This is a genomic window from Microbacterium hatanonis, assembly GCF_008017415.1.
GTDB classification, from domain to species: Bacteria; Actinomycetota; Actinomycetes; order Actinomycetales; family Microbacteriaceae; genus Microbacterium; species Microbacterium hatanonis.
Genome location: NZ_VRSV01000002.1, coordinates 1,056,132 through 1,077,567, shown reverse-complemented (window position 1 = coordinate 1,077,567; position 21,436 = coordinate 1,056,132). Strand labels below are relative to the sequence as shown.

The 21,436-nt window shown below is 69.7% G+C and carries 16 protein-coding genes; 4 read left to right on the top strand and 12 right to left on the bottom strand.

What is annotated here, in order from left to right; all coding sequences use genetic code 11:
• Nucleotides 1-67 precede the first annotated feature (67 nt).
• The 3 genes from FVP77_RS15100 to FVP77_RS15090 form a co-directional block, all read right to left on the bottom strand.
• On the bottom strand, nucleotides 68-742 hold the full coding sequence (locus FVP77_RS15100; protein WP_147895377.1) for a spermidine/putrescine ABC transporter substrate-binding protein: 675 nt from the start codon (nucleotides 740-742) through the stop codon (nucleotides 68-70).
• Nucleotides 743-804: 62 nt separating this feature from the next.
• On the bottom strand, nucleotides 805-1,290 hold the full coding sequence (locus FVP77_RS15095) for a hypothetical protein (RefSeq protein ID WP_147895376.1): 486 nt from the start codon (nucleotides 1,288-1,290) through the stop codon (nucleotides 805-807).
• 12 nt (nucleotides 1,291-1,302) lie between these two features.
• Complete coding sequence (locus FVP77_RS15090; RefSeq protein ID WP_147895375.1) at nucleotides 1,303-2,373, bottom strand: ribonuclease E domain-containing protein; 1,071 nt, start codon at nucleotides 2,371-2,373, stop codon at nucleotides 1,303-1,305.
• 127 nt (nucleotides 2,374-2,500) lie between these two features.
• On the opposite strand from FVP77_RS15090, the gene FVP77_RS15085 reads away from it, so the two are divergent.
• Entirely contained in the window at nucleotides 2,501-3,097 is a 597-nt protein-coding gene (locus FVP77_RS15085; protein ID WP_147895374.1) for a hypothetical protein, read from the top strand.
• A gap of 81 nt (nucleotides 3,098-3,178) precedes the next feature.
• Here FVP77_RS15085 and FVP77_RS15080 read toward each other — a convergent pair whose 3' ends face one another.
• The 6 genes from FVP77_RS15080 to pxpA form a co-directional block, all read right to left on the bottom strand.
• The gene (locus FVP77_RS15080; protein ID WP_187266962.1) at nucleotides 3,179-3,781 is read right to left on the bottom strand and encodes a hypothetical protein; all 603 of its coding nucleotides are present in this window, start codon (nucleotides 3,779-3,781) and stop codon (nucleotides 3,179-3,181) included.
• A gap of 243 nt (nucleotides 3,782-4,024) precedes the next feature.
• Nucleotides 4,025-7,915 (bottom strand): DNA-directed RNA polymerase subunit beta', encoded by a 3,891-nt coding sequence (rpoC, locus tag FVP77_RS15075; RefSeq protein WP_147895372.1) that lies wholly within the window; start codon nucleotides 7,913-7,915, stop codon nucleotides 4,025-4,027.
• Nucleotides 7,916-8,022: 107 nt separating this feature from the next.
• Nucleotides 8,023-11,523: a DNA-directed RNA polymerase subunit beta gene (gene rpoB / locus FVP77_RS15070; protein ID WP_147895708.1), complete on the bottom strand. Its 3,501-nt coding sequence runs from the start codon at nucleotides 11,521-11,523 to the stop codon at nucleotides 8,023-8,025.
• Between the two features lie 273 nt (nucleotides 11,524-11,796).
• On the bottom strand, nucleotides 11,797-12,666 hold the full coding sequence (locus FVP77_RS17090; protein WP_147895371.1) for a 5-oxoprolinase subunit C family protein: 870 nt from the start codon (nucleotides 12,664-12,666) through the stop codon (nucleotides 11,797-11,799).
• Nucleotides 12,663-13,307: a 5-oxoprolinase subunit B family protein gene (locus FVP77_RS17085; RefSeq protein WP_147895370.1), complete on the bottom strand. Its 645-nt coding sequence runs from the start codon at nucleotides 13,305-13,307 to the stop codon at nucleotides 12,663-12,665. The genes FVP77_RS17090 and FVP77_RS17085 overlap by 4 nt, the downstream gene beginning before the upstream one ends.
• Nucleotides 13,308-13,317: 10 nt before the next feature.
• A complete protein-coding gene (gene pxpA / locus FVP77_RS15055) occupies nucleotides 13,318-14,073 on the bottom strand; it encodes a 5-oxoprolinase subunit PxpA (protein WP_147895369.1) in 756 nt (251 codons plus the stop codon).
• A gap of 208 nt (nucleotides 14,074-14,281) precedes the next feature.
• Here pxpA and FVP77_RS15050 point away from each other — a divergent pair, with 208 nt between their 5' ends.
• A complete protein-coding gene (locus FVP77_RS15050) occupies nucleotides 14,282-15,937 on the top strand; it encodes an ABC transporter ATP-binding protein (RefSeq protein WP_147895368.1) in 1,656 nt (551 codons plus the stop codon).
• A 108-nt stretch (nucleotides 15,938-16,045) separates the two neighbouring features.
• Here FVP77_RS15050 and FVP77_RS15045 read toward each other — a convergent pair whose 3' ends face one another.
• The 3 genes from FVP77_RS15045 to FVP77_RS15035 all read right to left on the bottom strand — a co-directional run bounded on the left by FVP77_RS15045 (nucleotide 16,046) and on the right by FVP77_RS15035 (nucleotide 19,762).
• Nucleotides 16,046-16,930: an ABC transporter permease gene (locus FVP77_RS15045; RefSeq protein WP_147895707.1), complete on the bottom strand. Its 885-nt coding sequence runs from the start codon at nucleotides 16,928-16,930 to the stop codon at nucleotides 16,046-16,048.
• Nucleotides 16,931-17,001: 71 nt separating this feature from the next.
• A complete protein-coding gene (locus FVP77_RS15040; RefSeq protein ID WP_147895367.1) occupies nucleotides 17,002-18,006 on the bottom strand; it encodes an ABC transporter permease in 1,005 nt (334 codons plus the stop codon).
• Nucleotides 18,007-18,094: 88 nt separating this feature from the next.
• Complete coding sequence (locus FVP77_RS15035; RefSeq protein WP_147895366.1) at nucleotides 18,095-19,762, bottom strand: ABC transporter substrate-binding protein; 1,668 nt, start codon at nucleotides 19,760-19,762, stop codon at nucleotides 18,095-18,097.
• A gap of 165 nt (nucleotides 19,763-19,927) precedes the next feature.
• Between FVP77_RS15035 and FVP77_RS15030 the strand changes: the two genes are divergently transcribed.
• Nucleotides 19,928-20,794, top strand: coding sequence for a spermidine synthase (locus FVP77_RS15030; protein ID WP_147895365.1), 867 nt, complete (start codon nucleotides 19,928-19,930; stop codon nucleotides 20,792-20,794).
• A gap of 79 nt (nucleotides 20,795-20,873) precedes the next feature.
• Nucleotides 20,874-21,401, top strand: coding sequence for a hypothetical protein (locus FVP77_RS15025; protein ID WP_147895364.1), 528 nt, complete (start codon nucleotides 20,874-20,876; stop codon nucleotides 21,399-21,401).
• The last annotated feature ends 35 nt before the right edge of the window (nucleotides 21,402-21,436 follow it).

The following is a 21,436-nucleotide window of genomic DNA, read 5'->3' as shown; positions in this document are numbered from 1 at the left end:
GCCCGGCAATGCTAACAAGATCGGCGCCTCGAACGCCCATCGCCCGCCCGGGGACCGGCCGATCCGGTCAGAGGTTCGGCAGGCCCGGCTCCCCGGGATCGGCCGGCGCCTCGAACGGGGCGTCGAGCGTGCGGGTGAGCTCCTCGAGCATCGCGGCGATCTGGGGCTCGACGTACTGCGCGACGGCCGCCTGGATGCGCAACCGGTGATGCAGCAGGATCGCGCACACCTCGCGGCCGATCATGTTGGCGTAGTCGTCGGCGAGGCCGACCTCCTGCCGGAGCGCCGCCTTGGCCTCGTCGCTGAGCGGAGGGAGCGCCGGGATGGCCGCCTCCTCCTCCGCTGCGAGCCCGGAGAGGGTGAAGAGGAAGGGCGACCCGGGATCGGGGTCGGGGTCGAGCGGGAGCCCTTCGAACTCCGGCTCGAGTCCTTCCGCCGGACGATAGCTGCGGATGCGATTGCGCTCGGCCTGCTGGTCGAGCTCGGCCTGGAGCATCGGGAGGTTTCGCGCCGTGTACTCGGCGACGGCGTGATCGACGATCGTCTTCACCCGGGTCGACAGCCCGTGCTGCACGCCGTGCGGAACGTCGGACCCGAGCCCCGCGGCCGACAGCACCGGCGAGCCGAAGCAGCGCCGGCAGGGGGCGACGCGTCCGCGGTGCGTGGCGGGTTCCCAGCGCGGCAGCCACCGCAGCCAGGTATCGACGGCCTGGCTGACCTGGGTTTCGAGCGACCGCTCCACGGTCCCACGGTAGTGCGACACGCCCGGACTTCCCAGGCACCGGCCATCCGCGGCGCGGCGCGTCACTCGTCTTCGTCGCCCTCCCAGCCCCACCGGGGGCGCCGGGCGCGGGTGCGGACGAGGGCGATGCCGGCCCACGCCGCGACGACGGCGGCGGCCGCGACGATGACGCCGAACCAGCTGACGAGCGTGCGGCCCGCGGCCGCCACCGCCGCCGCCGGGTCGACACCCGCGATCCCCGCCCCGACCGCGACTCCCCCTCCGTAGAGGAGGAAGACCGCCAGCGCGACGATCGGCGCACTCCAGAACGACGGATGCGGCGGCCGCAGCGCGACCGCGAGAGCCGCGGCGAACACCGAGACGGCGACGATCATGCCTACGATGCCGGGGATCTGCCCGCCGCCGGGCGTCGTGATCACGTCGGCATCGAGGACGAGGCTCGTCACTCCGAGCCCGCAGATCGCGAGGGCGGCGAACCCGACGGCGGCGAAGGCGACCGCGATCGAACGGCGGACCGGGCCGCCCTCCGTTGTGGACGCGCCCGTCATCGCCGCATCCGGTCAGCCCTGGCGCAGCTGCGGGCCCGCTTCGAGGGTGCGCTCGTACTCGCGCTGCGCCTCGTCGTTGAGCTCGGTGGCACGACGCCCGCGAGCGGCGACCCACGCGCCGAACCAGATGGTGAGCTCGCGGCCGAGCACGAAGGCGACGATGGACAGAGGCGCCAGCAGCTGCTCTTCGACCAGAGCGGCGCCTTCACGCGCCGTCAGCATCCAGAACGGAGCCTGGAAGAGCTCGCCGAGCAGGTTGCCGGCGTAGGCGACCAGGCCGACGAGGATGCCCCAGACGACCCAGTGACCCCAGCGCCCGCGGTTGATGAAAGCGCCGAGCAGCCAGAAGCCGATGTAGAACGCCACGACCGGCACCCACAGCGTCCAGGTGGTGAGCGCGGCGAGGGCGGCCTGCGGCACCTCGGCGAGCGTGATCCCGCCGTCGTACAGCAGCTCGAGACCGAGCCACGCGGCGAGGAAGAGCACGGCGAAGACGAGAGCAGCCAGCAGACCGATGGCGCCGGCGGCACCCCGGTTGCCCCGTGCGCGGGGCGCCTCGGGGGCCTGCACGAAGATCGGTTGGGCCGCGGGCGCCGTCGCTGCGGCAGCGCCGGCAGCGCCGGCCGCGTAGGACGGCTCGGGCGCGTAGGCGGGCTCGGGTGCGGTGTAGGTCGGCTCGGGCGCGGTGTACGCCGGCTCGGTTGCCTGCGGCGCGCCGGTGGTCCAGGCGGCCGGGGCGTACGACGACTCGCGCTCGGCGGCGGGTTCGCTCGCGGTCACCGCGGGCTCGTCGTCGAGGGGCACGTCGTCGCGCTCGTACCAGGGGACGCCGTCGGGCTCCACGCGCTCCTGCGACACGGGCTCCGCGCGCTCCTGCGACACCGGCTCGACGCGCTGCTCGGCAGCGGTCCGGTCGCCCGCGGCGCTCTCGGGCTCGTGTGCGGGGGTGTCGGCCGCCTCCGCCTCGCGGCGCGCGGCCTCGGCTTCTGCAAGCCCCTCGTGGGCGCGGCTGACGACGTCGTGGTCGACGACATCCTTCGGCTCGTCGACCGGTTCGCCGTAGGACGACCTGGAATCACTCATCGCCGCATTCCTCCCGCGGGGGCACGGTCCCGCGTTGCGAGGTTAACCCCGCGGCGGTCGCACGGCGGTCAGGCGTGCCGTCGTGTGTCGATGTCGGGGTCGCGAGAGGCCCCGGTAGGGTGTGCCCATGACCCGTCTCCGCGTCCGCGCCATCGCCCTCGCCGTCGCGGTGGCGGGGATCGTCGTGCTCGCGGGATGCGCCCCCGAGGGCGACGGGCAGGCGACGCCGTCGAACGCCCCCACCGCCGGCGAGACGCCGGGCGCATCCGCCAGCCCCGCGGGCTCGCCGTCCCCGTCGGGCTCCCCCGGCTCCTCCGCGCTGCCCACCGACTGCCGCAGCATCCTCTCCGCCTCGGTGCTGGCGGAGCTCGCCGGTGTTCCGCTCAACGACCCGTCGTTCGGTCCCTCCGGCGCGCGGGGCGACACGCTCACCTGCATCTGGCGCGACCCGGCGGCCGACACCACGAGCCTGGTCACCACGATCACGCGGATGTCGTCGGGACCGGCACTCGACCTGCTGAACGGCCTCGTCGCCTCCGACGGATTCACCTGCTTCACGCCCGACAAGGGCACGCGGTGCGAGAAGACGTTCCAGAACCCGACGTACGGCACGACCGACGGCCGCACGCTCTTCTATCGCGAGGGGCTGCTGATTGACACGTCGTACTCGAACCTGGCACCCAGCGGCTACACCAGCAGCATCATCGAGCGCGTCTTCGGCTGACCCCTCGAGGCCGAGACACCGCGATCGGCTGAGACGCGCCGCCAGGCGCGATGTCTCAGCCGCAACGGGGGTTTCACGCGATCAGCGCGGGAAGGCGCGAGCCGCGGTCTGCGCGCCGTAGTCCTCGGGCTGCCAGTTCGTCAGCACCGTCGAGAGCCACGCGGTGCCCTGGAGGTCGTGCATCTCGACCACGTCGCCGGCGGTGCGCTCGCAATGCAGGCGCTCGCCGTCCTCCGCGCACGAGAACCCTTCGCTCGCGAGCGTCGCCGACGCGATCGGGCCCGATCCCGCGGCGACGTCGGCGAGGGTCGTCGACGCGCTGCGGCCGTCTTCGGTGGTCCACGTGCACGTGAACCGCACCGTCGGAGCGAGCGCCTGGGCGAGGGTCGTCGTGGCCGCCGGCGCCGCGCCGTTCTGCGACAGGAGCACCTCGGGCGTCCAGGTCAGCTCGGCCCACAGCCGATCGGGATAGAGCGTGCGGCAATCGGTCGCGGCCTCGTCGGCCTCGTCCGGCGCGCTGGCGGCCGTGGCCGTGGTGGCACTGCGGAGCGTGTCGCCGACGAACGAGATCGCCCCCGGCACCCCCGGGGCGGCGAGCCACAGCAGAACGAGCACGACGGCGGCGCAGAACAGCAACGCCGGCCACGCGATCCACGCGCTGCGTCCACCCACCTTGGCCATCACTCGACCTCCCCTTGCCTCCACGGTACGCACCACGGCGGCGAACACCCGGCTGCGGCACGCCCCGAACGAGGGAGAAGGGCCGGGCGGCGCAGCACGAAGGCCCCCGACCCGGGAGGGGCGGAGGCCTTCGTCACACGGATGCTGTCAGCATCCGCTCTTCACTCAGTTGTCTTCGCGACGATGTCGCTCAGCAACCTCGATCGGCTCGGTCGAGCGAACAAGCTCGCTCGACTCTCGCCTCACTCAGTTGTAGGTACCGGGCGTGAAGTCGTCCGTCGAGAAGCTGTCGAAATCGACGTAGCTCAGGTCGGCGTCGCTGTAGGCGCCGTCCGAGGCGAAGATGCGGTTGGGGTACCGCTCGCTCTTCGCCTCCTCCGTCGCCTCGACCGCGACGTTGCGGTACTTCGCAAGTCCGGTTCCGGCGGGGATGAGCTTTCCGATGATGACGTTCTCCTTGAGGCCGACGAGCGGGTCGCTCTTGCCCTCCATGGCGGCCTGCGTGAGCACGCGGGTCGTCTCCTGGAACGATGCGGCCGACAGCCACGACTCCGTCGCGAGCGACGCCTTCGTGATACCCATCAGCTCCGGTCGACCCGACGCGGGGCGCTTGCCCTCGCCCACGGTCTCGCGGTTGATGTTCTGGTACTTCTTGAAGTCGACCAGCTCGCCCGGGAGCAGCGTGGTGTCTCCGTGGTCGACCACGGTGACCTTCCGCAGCATCTGACGGACGATGACCTCGATGTGCTTGTCGTGGATCGGCACACCCTGCGAGCGGTACACGCCCTGGACGCCGTTCACGAGGTAGCGCTGCACCTCGCGGGCACCCATGACACGCATGACCTCCTTGGGGTCGAGCGTTCCGACGAGGATCGGCTGACCGACCGTGACGTGCTGGCCGTCCTCGACCAGGAGCGTCGCGCGCTTCAGGACGGGGTACACGACCGCCTCGTCGCCGTTGTCGGGCGTGAGGATGACCTTCTTGGCCTTCTCGGTCTCGTCGATCGTGATGCGACCATCGGCCTCGGCGATCGGCGACGCACCCTTGGGGGTGCGGGCCTCGAAGAGCTCCTGCACACGGGGAAGACCCTGGGTGATGTCCTCCGCCGACGCCGAACCACCGGTGTGGAAGGTACGCATCGTCAGCTGGGTTCCGGGCTCACCGATCGACTGGGCCGCGATGATGCCGACGGCCTCGCCGATGTCGACGATCTTGCCGGTGGCCAGCGAACGGCCGTAGCAGTTCGCGCAGACGCCGACGGCGGAGTCGCAGGTCAGCACCGAGCGCACCTTGATGGTCTCGACACCGGCCTCGACCAGCTTGTTGATGAGCACGTCGCCCACGTCGTCGCCGGCGTCGGCCAGGACGGTGCCCTGGGCGTCGACGACCTCGGAGGCGAGGGTGCGGGCGAACACCGAGTTCTCGACGTTCGGGTCGCGGGTCAGCGAACCGTCAGCGCCCACCAGGGCGATGGGCAGTTCGAGGCCCTTCGACGTGCCGCAGTCCTCTTCGCGGATGATGACGTCCTGCGAGACGTCGACCAGACGACGCGTCAGGTAGCCCGAGTCGGCCGTACGGAGGGCCGTGTCGGCCAGACCCTTGCGGGCACCGTGCGTCGCGATGAAGTACTCCGCCACCGACAGACCCTCGCGGTACGAGGAGATGATCGGACGCGGGATGATCTCACCCTTGGGGTTGTTGACGAGGCCTCGCATACCGGCGATGTTCCGGATCTGCAGCCAGTTACCACGAGCACCCGACGACACCATGCGGTTGATGGTGTTGTCCTCGGGGAAGTTGGCGCGCATCGCCTTCTGCACCTCGTCGGTCGCCTCGGTCCAGATCTTGATGAGCTCCTGACGACGCTCGGCGTCGGTGGTGAGACCCTTCTCGTACTGCGACTGGACCTTCGCGGCCTGCTTCTCGTAGCCGCCGACGATCTCGGCCTTGTTCGGCGGGGTGAGGATGTCGCTGAGCGCCACCGTGACACCCGAGCGGGTGGCCCAGTAGAAGCCGGCGTCCTTGATCCGGTCGAGCGAGGCGGCGACCTCGGTCTTCGGGTACTCCTCGGCCAGCTTGTTCACGATCTGCGACAGCTTGCCCTTGTCGGCCTGCTCGCGGACGAACGGGTAGCCCTTGGGGAGCGTGTCGTTGAAGATCGCCTGCCCGAGCGACGCCTCGACGAGACCGTTGCGCTCGTACGCCTCGATCGTCTCGGGGGTCTCGCCCTCCGACTCGAGGAACGACAGACCGGGGATGCGGATGCGGACCTTGGCCTGCAGGTCGAGGGTTCCCTCGTCCTTGGCGAGGATTGCCTCGCCGACCGAACCGAACGCACGGCCCTCGCCGATCGCACCCTTCTTGACCGTGGTCAGGTGGTGCAGACCGATGATCATGTCCTGCGAAGGCAGGGTGACCGGGCGGCCGTCGGACGGCTTCAGGATGTTGTTCGACGCGAGCATCAGGATGCGCGCCTCGGCCTGAGCCTCGACCGACAGCGGCAGGTGGACGGCCATCTGGTCACCGTCGAAGTCGGCGTTGAACGCCGCGCAGACGAGCGGGTGGAGCTGGATGGCCTTGCCCTCGACGAGCTGCGGCTCGAACGCCTGGATGCCGAGACGGTGCAGCGTGGGCGCACGGTTCAGCAGCACGGGGCGCTCGCGGATGATCTCCTCGAGCACGTCCCACACCTCGGGACGCGTGCGCTCGACGGCGCGCTTGGCGGCCTTGATGTTCTGCGAGTGACCGAGGTCGATCAGGCGCTTGATCACGAACGGCTTGAACAGCTCGAGAGCCATCTGCTTGGGCAGACCGCACTGGTGGAGCTTGAGCTGCGGACCGACGATGATGACCGAACGACCCGAGTAGTCGACGCGCTTTCCGAGCAGGTTCTGACGGAAGCGACCCTGCTTTCCCTTGAGCATGTCGCTCAGGGACTTCAGCGCACGGTTGCCGGTACCGGTGACGGGGCGACCACGACGACCGTTGTCGAACAGCGCGTCGACGGCTTCCTGCAGCATCCGCTTCTCGTTGTTCACGATGATCTCGGGAGCACCGAGGTCGAGCAGGCGCCGCAGACGGTTGTTGCGGTTGATCACACGACGGTAGAGGTCGTTGAGGTCGGAGGTCGCGAAGCGGCCACCGTCGAGCTGCACCATGGGGCGCAGCTCCGGCGGGATCACCGGGACGACGTCGAGCACCATCGAGGCCGGGCTCATGCCGGTCTGGAGGAACGAGTTGACGACCTTCAGGCGCTTGATCGCGCGGATCTTGCGCTGACCCTTGCCCTCGGAGATCTGCAGGTGGAGGCTGTCGGCCTCTTCCTGCAGGTTGAACGCGGCCAGGCGACGCTGGATCGACTCGGCACCCATGTGGGCTTCGAAGTACTGTCCGAAGCGGTCCTGCAGCTCGTGGAAGACGTCGTCCTCGGGCTTGAGGGCACCGACCTCGAGCGTGCGGAAGTCCTCCCACACGCGCTCGAGCTTGGCGATCTGCTCGTCAGCGCCCTTGCGGACCTGCGACATCTCCTTCTCGGCGGCGTCCTTGACCTTCTTCTTGGCGTCGGCCTTGGCACCCTCCGCCTCGAGAGCGGCGAGTTCCTCCTCGAGCTTGGCGAGGCGGGCCGCGATCTTGGAGTCGCGGCGGTCGCCGAGCGTCTTCAGCTCGAGACGGATGTTGTTCTCCTGCGTGGCCAGGTCGCGGTGACGCGCGTCGGCGTCGACCGAGATGACCATGTAGGCGGCGAAGTAGATGACCTTCTCGAGGTCCTTGGGCGCCATGTCGAGCAGGTAGCCCAAGCGCGAGGGGACGCCCTTGAAGTACCAGATGTGGGTCACGGGAGCGGCGAGCTCGATGTGGCCCATGCGCTCGCGGCGGACGGAGGACTTGGTGACCTCGACGCCGCAGCGCTCGCAGACGATGCCCTTGAAGCGGACGCGCTTGTACTTGCCGCACGCGCACTCCCAGTCACGGGAAGGGCCGAAGATCTGCTCGCCGAACAGACCGTCCTTCTCGGGCTTCAGGGTGCGGTAGTTGATGGTCTCGGGCTTCTTGACCTCGCCGAAGGACCAACGACGGATGTCGTCGGCGGTCGCGAGGCCGATGCGAAGCTGATCGAAAGTTGTTGACTCGAGCACGAATTCTCCTGGTAGAAATTCAGTCGCTGAAATTTTGGGTCGACGTCCGGGGTCGGATGCTGCGGCCGGTCGCCCTCAGGCGGAGGGCCGCAGCATCCGGTTCCGGATCAGATCTCGTCGATGGATGAGGACTCGAAACGGCTCGAGATGTTGATGCCGAGCTCTTCGGCGGCGCGGAAGGCGTCGTCGTCGGTGTCGCGGAGGTTGACCGCCGTGCCGTCCGCCGAGAGGACCTCGACGTTCAGGCAGAGCGACTGCATCTCCTTCATGAGCACCTTGAAGGACTCGGGGATGCCGGGCTCCTGGATGTTCTCGCCCTTGACGATCGCCTCGTACACCTTGACGCGGCCGAGGATGTCGTCGGACTTGATCGTGAGGAGCTCCTGGAGCGCGTATGCGGCGCCGTAGGCCTCGAGGGCCCACACCTCCATCTCACCGAAGCGCTGTCCACCGAACTGCGCCTTACCACCGAGCGGCTGCTGGGTGATCATCGAGTACGGACCGGTCGAACGGGCGTGGATCTTGTCGTCGACCAGGTGGTGCAGCTTCAGGATGTACATGTAGCCGACCGAGACGGGAGCCGGGAACGGTTCGCCGGAGCGGCCGTCGAACAGCTTCGTCTTGCCCGAGGAGTCGATCAGACGGTCGCCGTCGCGCGTGGGGGTCGTCGAGTCGAGCAGACCCGCGATCTCCTGCTCGAACGCGCCGTCGAACACCGGGGTGGCGACCTTCGTGTTCGGGGCGGCTTCGAACGCTTCCTTCGGGAGGTTGGCCGCCCACTCGGGGGTGCCCTCCACCTTCCAGCCCTGCTTGGCGATCCAGCCGAGGTGAAGCTCCAGCACCTGGCCGAAGTTCATGCGGCCGGGGATGCCGAGCGGGTTCAGGATGACGTCGACCGGCGTTCCGTCGGCGAGGAAGGGCATGTCCTCGACGGGGAGGATCTTCGCGATGACGCCCTTGTTGCCGTGGCGGCCGGCGAGCTTGTCGCCTTCGGTGATCTTGCGCTTCTGGGCGATGTAGACCACGACGCGGCGGTTGACGCCCGAGCCGAGCTCGTCGTCGCCGTCCTCGGCGTTGAACTCCTTGACGGCGATGATCGTACCCTGCTCGCCGTGGGGAACCTTGAGCGACGTGTCGCGCACCTCGCGGCTCTTCTCGTTGAAGATCGCGCGGAGCAGGCGCTCCTCGGCCGACAGCTCGGTCTCGCCCTTGGGCGTGACCTTGCCGACGAGGATGTCGCCCGGGCGGACCTCGGCGCCGATGCGGACGATGCCGCGCTCGTCGAGGTCCTTGAGCAGGTCGGGGCTGACGTTGGGGAGATCACGGGTGATCTCCTCCTTGCCGAGCTTCGTGTCGCGGGCGTCGACCTCGTACTCCTCGATGTGGATCGAGGAGAGCGTGTCGTCCTTCACCAGCTCCTGGCTGAGGATGATCGCGTCTTCGAAGTTGTGGCCTTCCCACGTCATGAACGCCACGAGGAGGTTCTTTCCGAGGGCGAGCTCACCGTTCTCGGTGGCGGGCCCGTCGGCGATGACCTCGCCGACCTCGATGCGGTCGCCCGCCGAGACGATGACGCGCTGGTTGTACGACGTGCCCTGGTTGGAGCGGTCGAACTTCCGGAGGAAGTAGTCCTGCGTGCCGCCCTCGTCGAGCTGGATGGTCACGACGTCGGCCGAGACCTCCTGCACGACGCCGGCCTTCTGCGCGGTGACGACGTCACCGGCGTCGATCGCGGCGTAGCCCTCCATACCGGTTCCGACGAACGGCGAGTCGCTGCGCACCAGCGGCACGGCCTGACGCTGCATGTTCGCACCCATGAGGGCGCGGTTGGCATCGTCGTGCTCGAGGAAGGGGATCAGCGAGGTCGCGACGGAGACCATCTGGCGCGGCGAGACGTCCATGTAGCCGATCTCGTCGATCGGGAAGAGGTCGACCTCGCCACCCTGGCCGCGACGTGCGAGCACGCGGTCCTGGACGAACGATCCGTCGGCCTTCAGCTCGGCACCGGCCTGGGCGACGATGTAGTCGCTCTCTTCGCTCGCCGTGAGGTAGTCGATCTGCTCCGAGACCTTGCCCGCGGTGACCTTGCGGTACGGCGTCTCGATGAACCCGAACGAGTTGATGCGGGCGAACGAGGCGAGCGAACCGATCAGACCGATGTTCGGGCCTTCAGGGGTCTCGATGGGGCACATGCGGCCGTAGTGCGACGGGTGGACGTCACGGACCTCGACGCCGGCGCGCTCACGCGACAGACCGCCGGGGCCGAGCGCGGAGAGGCGACGCTTGTGGGTCAGACCCGCGAGCGGGTTGTTCTGGTCCATGAACTGCGACAGCTGCGACGTTCCGAAGAACTCCTTGATCGCGGCGACGACGGGGCGCACGTTGATCAGGGTCTGCGGCGTGATCGCCTCGATGTCCTGCGTGGTCATGCGCTCGCGGACGACGCGCTCCATGCGCGACAGACCGGTGCGGACCTGGTTCTGGATGAGCTCGCCGACGGCGCGGATGCGACGGTTGCCGAAGTTGTCGATGTCGTCGGTGTCGAGACGGATCTCGGCCGGCTGGCCGCCGCGGAGACCGTTGAACGTCGTGTCGCCGCGGTGCAGGCGGACGAGGTACTTGATCGTCGCGACGATGTCTTCGACGGTCAGCACCGAGTCGCTGAGCGGGCCCGCGAGGCCGAGCTTCTGGTTGATCTTGTAGCGACCCACCTTGGCGAGGTCGTAGCGCTTCGGGTTGAAGTAGAAGTTGTCGAGCAGCGCACGCGCGGCCTCGGCGGCGACCTGCTCGCCCGGACGGAGCTTGCGGTAGATGTCGCGGAGCGCGTCTTCCTTCGTGAGGATGGTGTCCTTCGACAGCGTCTCCTCGATGGAGTCGAAGCCGGCGAACTCGGCGAGGATCTCTTCGCTGGTGAGGCCGAGGGCCTTCAGGAAGACGGTGACGGACTGCTTGCGCTTGCGGTCGATGCGCACGCCGACCTGGTCGCGCTTGTCGATCTCGAACTCGAGCCATGCACCGCGGCTGGGGATGATGCGCGAGGAGACGATGTCCTTGTCGGACGTCTTGTCGGGGGTCTTGTCGAAGTAGACGCCCGGCGAGCGGACGAGCTGCGACACGACGACACGCTCGGTGCCGTTGATGATGAACGTGCCCTTGCCCGTCTGGAGCGGGAAGTCGCCCATGAAGACCGTCTGGGTCTTGATCTCACCGGTCTGGTGGTTCATGAACTCGGCCTCGACGTAGAGCGGGGCCGCGTACGTCTTGCCGCGCTCCTTGCACTCCTCGATGGAGTACTTCTCGGGCTCGAGGTAGGGGTTCGTGAACGAGAGCTGCATCGTCTCGCTGAGGTCTTCGATCGGGGAGATCTCCTCGAAGATCTCCTCCAGACCGCTGATCTCGGAGACATCCGTGCGGCCGACGGACTGGGCCTCGGCGACCCGCGCCTTCCACTGCTCGTTACCGACGAGCCAGTCGAAGGACTCGGTCTGCAACGCCAGGAGGTCGGGGACCTGCAGGGTGTCGGAGATCTTGGCGAACGAGAGGCGGGAAGTCCCGCGACCGTTCTTCTGGTTGGTGGTGGTGTTGGATGCGTTGCGCGCAGCAGCCAAAAGATATCCTCCGCAGAGCCCGGGCAGGGGGCTCATGATTCCTCGTCGTCAGGTGGAGTGCTCCTCGGCCCCGAAACCCTGCGCGTCGCACACCGCGGAATCGCGGGGACGCGCAGAGACAGCCGACCACCATATGAGGGCAGGGAGATACGAGGAGCGCAAAGACCAACTATATGTCGGATCCCGCGCCGTGTCCAGCCGGAATCTTGACGAGTGTGATCCGCTGCGGTATAACCGCGAGCCGCCACGCCGCATTCCCCCTCGCCGTCGCGCCTATTCGATCAGGCGCGCGTGCGAGAAGCGCAGGCCGTCGCCCGGCCGCGCCTGTCCGAGCGCGTCGAGCGATGCATCCGTCACCACCGCGATCACGGGGTACCCGCCGGTCACCGGGCCGTCGGCCAGCAGGATCGTCGGTCGGCCGCTCGGCGGCACCTGGAGGGCTCCCGGCACCATCCCCTCGCTCGGCAGCTCCCCCTCGCGCACGCGCTCGAGAGCGGGTCCGTCCAGGCGCAGCCCGACGCGGTCGGCCGCGCCCCCGACGGCCCAGGTGCCCTCGAAGAGCAGAGCGAGGGCGGATGCGGCGAACCAGTCCGCGCGCGGACCGGGGGCCAGGCGCACCTCGATCGGTCCCGCGGCGTGCGCGCGCCACGGCACGACGTCGATCGAGGGGACGGCGTCGGTCGGCTCGGGACCGACCGTGAGCACGTCGCCCGCACGCAGGGGCGCCCCGCCGAGTCCGGCCAGCGTGTCGGTCGAGCGCGAGCCCGCCACGAGGGGCGCGTCGATCCCGCCGCGCACCGCGATGTAGGCCCTGACCCCGGTGACGAAGGAATCGACCCGCAGCTCCTCGCCCGCGGGCCAGCGCACCGCCGCGTGCGAGTCGACGGCGCGGCCGCCCAGGCGCACCTCGCCGCCCGCACCGGCGACCGCCACCCACAGGTCGCACTCGGCGACGGCGCCGAACCCGCCGACGGCCACCTCGATCGCGGCGGCGCCCTGGGGATTGCCGACGAGACGGTTCGCGAGCCCGAGCGCGCCGCGGTCGAGGGCTCCCGATCGCGCGATGCCGAGCGCCGCCCGCCCCTCTCGGCCCAGGTCCTGAACGGTCGCGAACAGGCCCGGCGCGAGCACGCGCAGGCTCATGCCGTCGCCTCGACGAAGCGCACGCGGCTGCGGGGTGCGAGGAGCACCGGATCGTCGGCACCGGCATCGAACAGCGCCGCCCGTGTCGTGCCGATCAGGCGCCACCCGCCGGGGGTCTCGCGGGGGTAGGCGCCGCAGAACGATCCGGCCAGTCCGACGGCTCCCGCCGGCACGCGGGTGCGGGGCGCGCTCAATCGCGGCACCTCGAACGGCCAGCCCTCGCCGACAAGGTAGGCGAATCCCGGCGCGAATCCGGTGAAGGCGACCGACCACGCGGTCGCCAGATGACGCTCGACGAGCGCGCGCGGCGCGAGCCCGAGCAGTTCGGCGGTGTCGGCGAGGTCGGGCCCGTCGTACCGCACCTCGATCTCGACGAGCGGGCCGGGCTCCGCAGCATCCGGACCCGCGTGCTCGGCCGCGTCGGCGATCCACCCGCGCGCTCGCGACAGCGGCAGCACGGCCGGGTCGAGGGCGATCAGCACCGTGCGCGCGGCGGGCACGAGGTCGACGACCCCCGGGGGCCTGCTCGCGTCGAGCGCCGCGTGGAGGGCGAGCACGGCGTCGAGCGAACCGACCTCCGCCAGGAGCGCGCGGTCCCCCATCGGACGAACGATGACGGATGCGGCGGCATCGCCCCTCATCGCCGGCGCCTCACCACGGCGCCCTCACGCTCACGCCGTCGGCCTCGAGACCCCGGCGCACCGCTCGCGCCATCGCGACGGCGGCCGGGGTGTCGCCGTGCAGGCAGAGGGAGTCGGCGTGCGGCCGCAGTCGGGTGCCGTCGACCGCGACGAGCTCGCCGTCCGCGACGAGGCGCCGCGCGCGAGCGGCGACGGCCTCGGGATCGTCGAGAAGATCGCCCGGCTCGCCGCGCGGGACGAGAGCGCCGGTCGAGAGGTATCCGCGATCGAGGAAGGCCTCCCGACGGAACGGCAGACCCGCAGCGGCCGCGGCCCGCTCGGCCTCGCCGCCGACGCCGAGGAGCGGCACGGGACGGCCGAGGTCGGACGCGAGCTCGGCGACGGCGTCGACGACCGCGTCCGCCTGTCGCGCGTCGTCCACGACCGCGTGGTAGAGCGCCCCGTGGGGCTTCACATACCGGATGTCGGCGCCCGCGGCGCGGAGCGCGGCGAGCTGGGCTGCGATCTGCGCGCGCAGGACGACGGCCCCGGGGTCGCGGCGCACGCGACCGAAGTTCTCGGGGTCGACGTAGGACGGGTGGGCGCCGACGGCGACGCCGAAGCGCTCCGCCCGTTCGACCGAGGCCCGCATCGACGCCTCGTCGCCCGCGTGGCCTCCGCAGGCGACGTTCGCGCTCGAGATGAGCGCGAACATGGCCTCGTCGTCGGCCGTGGCGACCCCGCGGATCGTCTCGCCGAGGTCGGCGTTCAGGTCGATCGTGCCCATCACCCCACGGTAGCGGGGGCCACCCGCTCACGACCGTCGGAGGATGGCGCGTGCGCCGGACGATCGGCGCGGAATCGTCCGACGGCGGTGCGATCCTCCGACGCTCGTGGGATGCTCCGACGCACGGAGGTGCCCGGCGCTGTTACAGGTCGATGAAGGATGGCGCCAGGACGGTGCGGTCGCGCGGGTGGGCAGGCAGGATGGGGTGATGTCCCCCGCCGCAACGCCGCTGCTGTCCGTCCGTGATCTCGCCGTGGAGTTCGGCACCGTCGACGGGCCGGTGCGCGCCGTCGACGGCGTCGACCTCGACATCGCCGCCGGCGAGACGGTGGCGATCGTGGGCGAGTCGGGGTCGGGCAAGTCGACCACGGCGATGGCGATCATCGGCCTGCTCGCATCGGGTGGGAGCGTCGCACGCGGCAGCATCGAGCTCGACGGGAACGACCTCACCCAGTACAGCGAAGCGAAGATGCGCCAGGTGCGCGGGGCGCAGATCGGCCTCGTCCCGCAGGATCCGATGTCGAACCTCAACCCGGTCGCGAAGATCGGGACGCAGGTGGGCGAGACGCTGCTGGCGCACGGACTCGCGACCCGCAAGGACGTGGCCGCGAAGGTCGTCGAGACGCTGGAGCGCGCCGGGCTCCCCGATGCCGCGACGCGCGCCACGCAGTACCCGCACGAGTTCTCCGGGGGCATGCGCCAGCGCGCGCTCATCGCCATCGGCCTCGCCTGCAACCCGCGCCTGCTCATCGCGGACGAGCCCACCAGCGCCCTCGACGTGACCGTGCAGCAGACGATCCTCGACCAGATCGACCGCCTCACCACGGAGCTCGGAACGGCCGTCCTCCTCATCACGCACGATCTCGGCCTCGCGGCCGAACGCGCCTCCCGTGTGATCGTCATGCACCGCGGGCGGGTGGTCGAGCAGGGTCCGGCGAAGCAGATCCTCGAGGCTCCGCAGCATCCGTACACGCGCTCGCTCGTGGCCGCGGCCCCGTCCGTCGCCGCCGTGCGCCTGCGGCCGGAGGAGTTCCGGGGCGCGGATCTGGGCATCGCCGGCGACGCACCCCGCGTCCGCGACAACATCGTCGAGATCTCGAACCTGACGAAGGTCTACAAGACGCGGGGGCGCGGCGAGGACTTCCGCGCGGTCGACGACGTGTCGTTGGCGATTCCGCGCGGGGAGACGGTGGCGATCGTCGGCGAGTCCGGATCGGGGAAGACCACGACGGCGCGGATGCTGCTGAAGGTCATCGACCCGACGAGCGGGACGATGACCTTCGACGGGCAGGACGTCGCGTCACTCAAGGGCCCGGCGCTGCGCGAGTTCCGGCAGAAGGTGCAGCCGATCTTCCAGGATCCGTACTCGAGCCTGAACCCGATGTTCACCGTCGAGCGCCTCGTCGAGGAGCCGCTGACGCACTATCGGCGCGGCTCGGCGAAAGAACGCGCGGCCCGCGTGCGTCAGCTGATGGACGATGTCGCGCTGCCGCAGTCGATGCTCCGCCGCTATCCGTCCGAGCTGTCGGGCGGCCAGCGCCAGCGCGTCGCGATCGCGCGTGCGCTCGCGCTGTCCCCCGACCTGGTCGTGTGCGACGAACCGGTCTCGGCGCTCGACGTCCTCGTGCAGGATCAGATCCTCACGCTGCTGCGCGACCTGCAGCGCGAGTACGGACTGAGCTACCTCTTCATCTCGCACGATCTCGCCGTGGTCCGGCTCATCAGCGACTATGTGTGCGTGATGAAGGACGGCAGGCTCGTGGAGGCGGCCTCCAGCGAGGAGATCTTCACGAACCCGCGCGACGCCTACACCCGGCGCCTGCTGGCCTCGATCCCCGGCAACGAGCTCGGCATCGCCGGCTGAGCCCGCCCGGTCGGCGGGCCCCGCGCGAGAATCGGTCCGACGCACGAGGCTCGGTGCGGTGCACCGGTTGTCGTGCGAACGACCGATTCTCACGGGCGGGAAGACGCGCTACCGAGCGCGGGTGCGCGGGTCCATCGCCTCCCGCAGCGACTCGCCGAGCAGGGTGAAGCCCAGCGCCGTGACCGCGATGCAGATGCCGGGGAGGAACGCGAGCCACGGGGCGATCGCGAGCTCGGACTGCGCGTACGTGAGCATGCGGCCCCATTCCGCCGTCTGCGGCAGCCCTCCGCCGAGGCCCAGGAACGACAGCGCGGCCGCGTCGATCACCGCGGTCGCGAGCGACAGGGTTCCCTGCACGATGACCGGACCGACGCTGTTGGGAAGGACGTGGCTCATCGTGATCTTGCGGCGGCTGAGCCCGAGGGTCTGCGCCGACAGGACGTAGTCGGCCCCCCGTTGCTGCAGCATAGAGGCCCGCAGCAGGCGGGCGAACACCGGTACCTGCGAGGCTCCGATGGCGATCATGATCGCGAACTGGCTCTGGCCCAGCACCGCGGCGATCGACACCGCGAGCAGCAGGTTCGGCACCGACAGCAGGATGTCGACGAAGCGCATGACGACGTTGTCGACCCAGCCGCCGAAGGTTCCCGCCAGCAGCCCCAGCAGCATCCCGCCCGCCAGACCGATCGCCGTCGAGATCACCCCGATCAGCAGGGAGGCCTGGGCGCCCCAGATGAGCTTGGACAGCACGTCACCGCCGAACCGGTCCAGGCCCAGCGGGAACTCGCCGATCTCACCCGGCCCGGGGATGTCGGTCGGGGTGATGTAGCGCTGGCCCGGAAGGGACTCGCCCGGGAACGGGGCCAGGATCGGCGCCAACGCCGCCACGAGGAGGAACAGCAGCACGATGGCCGCACCGACCCAGGCGGTCGGGTTCTTCCGGAGGCGGCGGTACACGTCTCGCCAGAAGCCGCCTCGGGTCTGGGCGGCCATGAGCTGCGTGTCGACGATGGCGTTGTCGTCGACGGGGCCGCCGCTGGGGGCGGGAGGAAGGATGCCGGAGCTCACTGCACTCTCACTCTCGGGTCGATGAAGCTGTAGGAGACGTCGACGAGCAGGTTGATCAGCGCGTAGGCGATGGCGATGAAGAGGATGAACCCCTGCAGCACCGGGAAGTCCCGGGCGAAGATCGACGACGCCAGGAACGCGCCGATGCCCGGGAAGGCGAACACCGTCTCGGTGAGCACCGCCCCCGAGATCAGCAGGCCCGCCTGCAGGCCCACCGTCGTGACCACCGGCAGCATGGCGTTGCGGAGGATGAAGCGATTGCGCAGGGTGTTCTGCGCGATGCCCTTGGCGCGCCCCGTGCGCACGTAGTCGGCGTTCTGCACCTCGAGCACCGACGCCCGGGTGATCCGCACGATGATCGCGAGCGGGATCGTGCCGAGAGCGAGCGCGGGCAGGATCAGGTGCAGCACGGCGTCCCACGCCGCGTCGAACTCGCCGGTGATCAGACCGTCGAGCACGTACAGGTTCGTGTAGTGCGTGGCGTCGATGCGGGGGTTCTGGCGCCCGTCCGACGGGAGCCAGCCAAGTTGCACGGCGAAGACGTACTTGAAGATGAAGGCGAGGAAGAACACCGGCACGGTGATGCCGATGAGGCTGAGGACCACCGCGATGTGGTCCCACGCCTTGCCGTGCTTGCGAGCGGCCCAGTACCCCAGCGGGATGCCGATGCCCACGGCAACGATCAGCGCCGCGATCGAGAGTTCCAGGGTCGCCGGGAAGCGGCGCAGGAACTCCTCGAGCACCGGCCTGCCGGTCTGGATCGAGGCACCGAAGTCACCCGAGAGGAGACGTCCGAGCCACGTGAAGTACTGGATGAAGAGGGGTTCGTTGAAGCCGTAGAGCTCGTTGATGCGCGCGACGGCCTCGGGGGTGGCGCGTTCTCCGAGGAGCGCCACGGCGGGGCCCCCGGGCAGAGCGCGCACCCAGAAGAAGAGAAGGACGGACAGCCCGATCAGGGTCGGGACGAGCAGGAGGAGTCTCCTGCCGATGGTGCGAAGCACGGGGGCACTCCCGGGTCGATGCGATTACGGAACGTGGATGCTGCGCGCCCGGCCGACGCATCGGACCGGGCGCGCAGCATCCGTCACATCACTCGGACAGCTCGATCATGTTGTAGACCTCGTCCTGCACCGGGCTCGCCGGGTACGACGTCACACGCTGGTCGAACGCGAGCGTCGGGACGGGGTTGGCCAGCGGGACGCCCGGGATGAACTGGGCGATCTGCTCGTTGATCGCCTCGTACGCGGGAGCCTGCTCCTCCTCGGTGGCGAGACCGCGCGCCGCGGTCAGCGCCGAGAACAGCTCGGCGTTGTCGAAGCCCCACTCGTTGCCCTGGGCGCCGAAGAACGTGCCCACGAAGTTGTCGGGGTCGTTGTAGTCGCCGGTCCAGCCCAGCAGGTGGATGCCGTGGTCGGAGCCGCCCTGGATGAGGTCGAGGTACTCGCCCCACTCGTTCGAGACCGGGTTGAGCACGATGCCGACCGCCGACAGCTGCGACTGCAGGTTCGTGAAGATCTGCTCCGGGTTCGGCATGTACGGCCGCGAGATGTTGACCGGGTAGTTGAAGGTCAGCGTGAGCGGGTTGGCCTCGGTGAACCCGGCATCGGCGAGGAGCGCGATGGCCGCATCGGGGTCGTAGTCGTAGGTCGTCACGGCGTCGTTGAAGCCGATCACGCTGTCGGGCATGAACTGGCTGGCGACGGTCGTGCCCTCCGGCAGCACCTGGGTGACCAGCTGCTCCTTGTCGATGGCCTGGGTGATCGCCTGACGCACGCGGATGTCTGCGAGCGCGGGGTCGGCCTGGTTCATCGCGAGGTAGAGGATGTTGAACGGGTCGCGGTTGACCAGCGTGTAGCCGGCGTCCTCGAGCGCGCCGAGGTCGGCGGGGGCGACGAGGTCGTAGCCGTCGATCGATCCCGACTCGAGGGCCTGGCGCCGGGCAGTGGTGTCGCCGATCACTCGGAAGATGACTTCCTGCACCTGCCCCTGCTCGCCCCAGTACTCCGGGTAGGCGGTGACGGTGGTCTGCTCACCGGGCGCCGCCGAGTCGAACTGGAACGGTCCGGTGCCGGTCGGGTGGGAGGTGGCGTACTCGCTCTGCGTCGGCGCCTCTTCGGTTCCGCCGACGTTGTCGGCGTCGTACTCGTCGAGGGCCGTCGGACTCTGGATCGCGAACGCGGGGAGCGAGAGCGCGGGGATGAAGCCCGCGTAGGGCTGGGTGAGCGAGATCGTCACCTCGGAGGGGCTGGATGCTTCGCAGCCGCCGTAGATCGAGGTGCCGGTGTCGGCATAGCCGCGCATCAGCTTGCCCCAGTAGTACGAGAGACTCTCGCTCTGGGCGAGGCCGGTGAAGTTGTTCTGCCGGTCGAAGTTGAAGCAGACGGCGTCGGCGTTGAACTCGGTGCCGTCGTGGAAGGTCACGCCCTCCTTCAGCTGGAACGTGTACGACAGGCCGTCGTCCGCGACGTCCCAGCTCTCGGCCAGGAGGGGAGCCGGGTCCGCGGTGCCGGGCTCGACACCGACGAGTCCTTCGAAGATCTGCCGCGAGACCCGGAACGATTCGCCGTCGTTCGCGAAGGCGGGGTCGAGGCTCGAGGGCTCGCCCGACGCCCCGAAGATGAAGGTCGAGTCGACGTCGCCCTCCGTGGTCGTGCCGCCGTCGTCGTCGCGCTGGCTCGTGCAGGCGGAGAGTGCGAGGGTACCGATCGCGATCGCGGCGGCTCCCGTCAGAATCCGTCGTCTCATCGTGTGGGCCATGTGCTGTGCACCTTCCGTTGTGGGGAATGGGGCGGGACGATGACGCGGTCACGTCGTCGTGCCAGCCGGGTTCAACCGATCTGACGACCGTACCCGGGTACGCACGGCAGTCGGATTGCCCTTGTGTATCGATCGTGTTTCGTGCGAGCGGACTAGCGTGGGAGCGTGGCCAGGGCGCGGATCGAGAACGACGAGCTCGGTCGCGTGCGCCTGGGCGACGGCACGATCGCGCGCGTCCTGCCCTCCGCGTACACCTCCGGATACGAGCTCGACGTCGACGGGACGCCGCAGTCGCACGTCGACCTCGACGACCCGACGCACCTGCATTTCGAGTACGTGGCACGCATGGGCGCGGTCATCGATCGGCTCCGCATGCCGGGGCAGCCGCTCACCGCCGTGCACCTCGGCGCGGGCGCCCTGACGATCCCGCGGTACGTCGAGGCCACGCGCCCGGGGTCGCGCCAGCAGGTGGTCGAGCTCGAACAGCCGCTCATCGATCTCGTGCGCACGCACCTCCCCCTGCCGCGGAACGCCTCGCTGAGGGTGCGCATCGGCGATGCCCGCGCGGTCACCGCGAAGCTGCCGGCGGGGCTGACCGGCGCGGTCGATCTGCTGGTCTCCGACGTCTACGCCGGGGCGCAGACCCCCGCGCACCTCACCACCGTGGAGTTCTACCGGGATGCTGCGCGCCTCCTCGCCCCCGACGGGGTGATGCTCGTGAACGTGGCCGACGGGGCGGGGCTCGCCTTCGCCCGTCGACAGGTCGCGACCGTCCGGGAAGTGCTGGAGCACGTCGTCGTGCTCGCCGAGGTGCAGGTGCTCAAGGGCCGCCGATTCGGCAATCTGGTGGTCGTGGCATCCGCCTCCCCCCTCCCGGTCGAGTGGCTGCCGAGGCTGATGGCGGCGGGACCGCACCCCGCGAAGGTGGCCCAGGGCGCCGAGATCGACGAGTTCATCCGCGGTGCTCGACCGGCGACCGACGGTGACGCCACCGCGTCTCCGAAGCCTCTGCCGTCGCTGTTCGACCGGTGAGATCGGCGCGCCTGGACGGGGCACCCGACGACGTGCCGCAGACTTGCGGAGTGGCCGGCACGGGCGGAAGGAGTCGCGAGTGAGCTACATCCACGGGTACGACCCCGACACGCTTCGCGAGATCGTCGATCTCGAGGAATGCCGTGAGCGTCTCGAAGAGATCGGCGCACAGCGCAGCCTCCCCGCGCTCCTCGAGCGCGTGTGGCTGCTGAAGGTGCTCGACCGACTCGACGAGGCACTGGTGGTCTCCGACCAGTCGGTGCGCGTGGCCCGCATGGGCGGCACCCGCAAAGACCTCCTCCGTGCCCGCATCCTTCACGCGACCGTTCTGCAGAACCGCGGAGCGTTCGCCGCCGCGCTGCAGGAGCTCACCGCCTGCGCCGAGGAGGCCGAAGGGCAGCGCTGGTCGGGCATCGCGGCGTTCGCCTACCAGCACCGCGGCAAGACCTCCTACGACGGCGAGGACTACGAGTCGGCGCGTACCGACTTCAAGCGCGCGCTGTTCCTCCGCCAGGACGCCGGGGCCACCGACGAGCAGCTGGAGGCGACCCTGCTCGCGATCGACGCCGCCGACCGACGACGCGCTCGGACCACCGTCGCCAGCTGACCCCGATGGCCGAGTGTCGGACGTACGTTCTATCG